The organism is Robertmurraya sp. GLU-23 (assembly GCF_052983275.1).
On the sequence record NZ_JBRKCV010000053.1, the window covers coordinates 1 to 600 of the forward strand.

Here is a 600-nt window from a genome sequence, read left to right on the forward strand (position 1 = left end):
TTTTTTTATGGCGAAAAGTGCATATTCAGCACAAGAAAAATTAGAATTTATTATCAAATACCAAAACAGGAAGTCATCAATTCAAGCTTTCTGTCAACAACATAAAATAACTGAAGATACATTAAATAAATGGATTTATCTATATCAGACATATGGAATGGACGGACTTCAAGGATCAAAAGGATGGAAACGGTATTCTAAAGATATCAAAACAGCTGCAGTCCTTGATTATCTTTCTGGGAACTATTCTATGAATGAGGTTGTACGGAAGTATGAAATGTCCAGTCGTTCACTTTTGAAACAATGGATAAGGAATTATAATGATCATAGAGAATTAAAAGAGATGAAAAGGATGAATAACTCTATGATTAAAGGCCGGTCCACTACACTAGAAGAACGTTTGGAAATTGTTATGTACTGCGTACAGAACATGAAAAATTATCATCAAACATCTGAACATTTTAATGTTTCCTATCAACAGGTATATCAATGGGTGAAGAAGTTTGAGAAAGAAGGAGAAGACGGTCTCAAGGATAAGCGCGGCCAGCGTAAAGTAGAACCGGAGTTAACCCCCGAAGAAAAAATCCAACGCGAAATGAA

At 34.7% G+C, this 600-nt stretch carries 1 protein-coding gene; it reads left to right on the plus strand.

Annotation, left to right across the window (positions count from 1 at the left end):
• Positions 1 to 600: helix-turn-helix domain-containing protein (locus tag ACVBAX_RS25350; protein WP_447119707.1), on the plus strand; the 600-nt coding region annotated here is incomplete at both ends.